The organism is Lysobacter enzymogenes (assembly GCF_017168095.1).
GTDB lineage: Bacteria > Pseudomonadota > Gammaproteobacteria > Xanthomonadales > Xanthomonadaceae > Lysobacter > Lysobacter enzymogenes_D.
Genome location: NZ_LXSD01000372.1, coordinates 1 through 2,481 on the forward strand (window position 1 = coordinate 1; position 2,481 = coordinate 2,481).

3 protein-coding genes are annotated in these 2,481 nt (G+C 72.1%); 2 read left to right on the forward strand and 1 reads right to left on the reverse strand.

Annotated elements, in window-relative coordinates:
• On the reverse strand, positions 1–218 hold a 218-nt coding region (locus A7A76_RS14960), incomplete at its 3' end, for a hypothetical protein (protein WP_206411929.1).
• A gap of 26 nt (positions 219–244) precedes the next feature.
• On the opposite strand from A7A76_RS14960, the gene A7A76_RS14965 reads away from it, so the two are divergent.
• Both A7A76_RS14965 and A7A76_RS14970 read left to right on the forward strand, forming a co-directional pair.
• Positions 245–724 (forward strand): FKBP-type peptidyl-prolyl cis-trans isomerase, encoded by a 480-nt coding sequence (locus tag A7A76_RS14965; protein WP_096379319.1) that lies wholly within the window; start codon positions 245–247, stop codon positions 722–724.
• 334 nt (positions 725–1,058) lie between these two features.
• Positions 1,059–2,294 carry a DUF418 domain-containing protein gene (locus tag A7A76_RS14970; protein ID WP_206411930.1) on the forward strand — a complete coding sequence of 412 codons (1,236 nt, stop codon included), beginning with the start codon at positions 1,059–1,061 and terminating at the stop codon, positions 2,292–2,294.
• Positions 2,295–2,481: the final 187 nt, after the last annotated feature.

Here is a 2,481-nt window from a genome sequence, read left to right on the forward strand (position 1 = left end):
GCGGCGAGCAGGCCGCACAGGGCCGCGGCGAGCGCGGCGGCCGGCAACGGCCAGGGCCCGCGCGCTGGCGCGGGAGCGGTGTTGCCGGGATAATGCGCGGCCTTCGTCACGCCGATAGCTTGGCGGCTCGCGGCGGCGGCGACAAGACAAGCCATGTGTCGTTTTGTGGCGGCCGGCGCAGCCCGGCTGTCGATTCCTCTACTTTCCCGGGCGCGCATTGCGCGTCCACCCAGCCGGACTAGCCATGAAAATCGAAAAAGATCGCGTCGTGCGTTTCCACTACACCGTAGCCGAGCAGGGCGGCGAGCCCGTCGAGAGCTCGGAAGGCCGCGAACCGCTGGCGATCCTGATCGGCCACAACAACATCATCCCGGGCCTGGAAAAGGCGATGGACGGCCGCGAAGCCGGCGACAAGTTCGAAGCCGACGTGCCGGCCGCCGAGGCCTACGGCGAGCGCCAGGAAGGCCTGACCCAGCGCGTGCCGAAGAAGTACTTCAAGGACGCCAAGCTGGTCCCGGGCATGCAGGCGGTGCTGCCGACCAACTTCGGCCCGCGCGCGGTGACGATCCAGAAGGTCGGCATGAGCGTGGTCGACGTCGACCTGAACCACCCGATGGCCGGCAAGGACCTGCACTTCGCCATCGAGATCGTCGACGTGCGCGAAGCGGCGGCCGAAGAGATCGAGCACGGCCACGTGCACGGCGACGGCGGCCACGCCCACTGAGTCCGCGCGGCCCGCTCGGGCCGCGGCGGCGAGGCGACACCGGACGGCCCGCGCATGCGGGCCGTTCGCGTTTGCGCAGGCGCGTCGCGACGGCAAAGCCCGGCGCGTGCGATCGCCGAGTCTCGCTGTGGGAGGGCCTTTCAGCCTGTGGGAGGGCCTTCAGGCCCGACGCTTTCCGCTCCGACGCGATGACCTGAGCGGAAAGCATCGGGCCTGAAGGCCCTCCCACAGCCTGAAGGCCCTCCCACCACCTGAAGGCCCTCGCACACCGCGGCGCTTGTGCATACTCGCGCTGTTTTCTGCTTTGGCTTCGCCGCTGGCTGCCGCCGTTCCCATGACCGCCGTCCCTTCCGAATTCGCACCGGTCGCCGCGCCCGAGCGCATCGCCGCGCTCGACGCGCTGCGCGGCCTGGCCCTGCTCGGCATCCTGCTGAGCAACGTCGCCGCGTTCGCCGGGCCGTTGCGGGAACTGCACGACGGCATCGACCCCTCGCTGCGCGGCGCCGATTACGCCTGGTCGGCCTTCGTCTACGTCGCCATCCGCGACAAGGCCTGGACCTTGTTCGCGCTGCTGTTCGGCATGGGCTTCGCCAGCATGCTCGGGCGCGCGCCGTCGGCCGGGCGCGGCTTCGCCGCGATCTACCTGCGCCGCAGCGTCGGGCTGCTGGCGATCGGGCTGGTCCATGCGTGGCTGATCTGGGCCGGCGACATCCTCGTCACCTACGCCGTGTGCGCGTTCGCGCTGCTGGCGTTGCGCGGGTGGGCGCCCGAGCGCTGGATCGTGCTGGGCAGCCTGCTGTACGCCAGCGGCATCGGTTTCATGTTGTTGATCGCGGCCTCGCTGAGCCTGCCCGGCGTGGCCGTCGGCGACGCCGCGCACCTGGCCGCCGCGCACGCCGAGCGCGCGGCGGAAGTGGCCGCCTACGCGAGCGGCGACTACGCCGCCGCGACCGCGCAGCGCTGGTCGTTCTTCTTCGACGCCACCGTGGGCGGCTGGGTGGTGATGCTGCCGTTGACGCTGGGCTTGTTCCTGATCGGCGCCGGCATCGCGCGCAGCGGCGCGCTCGCCGACGCGGGCCGGTGGCGCGCGCAGTGGCGCGAGGCGATCGTCTGGGGCGTCGCGCTCGGCGTCGCGTCGACCGCCGCCAGCGTGGCCCTGGACCCGTCGCCGGCGATGGCGGTGTTCACGGCGAGATCGGTGCTGGCGCAGACCCTTCACGTCGCCTCCGGCCTGCCGCTGGCGCTGGCCGCGACCGGCGCGGTGGCGCTCATGCTCGCGCGCGGCATGCGCTGGCCGTTGCGTTTCGCGCCGGCCGGGCGCATGGCGCTGAGCCACTACCTCGCGCAGTCGCTGATCGCGACCTGGGCGCTGTACGGCTACGGCCTGGGCCAGTGGGGACGCTGGCCGTACAGCGCGTTGATGGTCGCCGCGCTGGCGTTGTTCGCCGCGCAAATGGCGTTCAGCGCGTGGTGGTTGCGGCGGTTCCGCTTCGGTCCGGCGGAATGGCTGTGGCGGACGTTCACCTACGGGCGCTGGCCGCCGCTGCGGATCGAGCCAGCGCGGCGCTGACGCGGCAGCGCCGGACAACCGCGCGCAGCACCGTCGCGACGAACGCGCCGCGAAGGCCGAACCGAAAAGCAGACGGCCCGCGCGAGCGGGCCGTCGCTTGCGCCGCGATCGGCGGCGCGATGCAGCGATGGATCAGTTGACGTTGACCGCCGTCCACACCCGCGCCAGCGCGTTGTATTCGGCGGAG

Bases quoted from the DNA above. Each gene is read 5' to 3' on its own strand.
- A7A76_RS14965 (WP_096379319.1), top strand. From the start codon at position 245: ATGAAAATCGAAAAAGATCGCGTCGTGCGTTTCCACTACACCGTAGCC.
- A7A76_RS14970 (WP_206411930.1), top strand. From the start codon at position 1,059: ATGACCGCCGTCCCTTCCGAATTCGCACCGGTCGCCGCGCCCGAGCGC.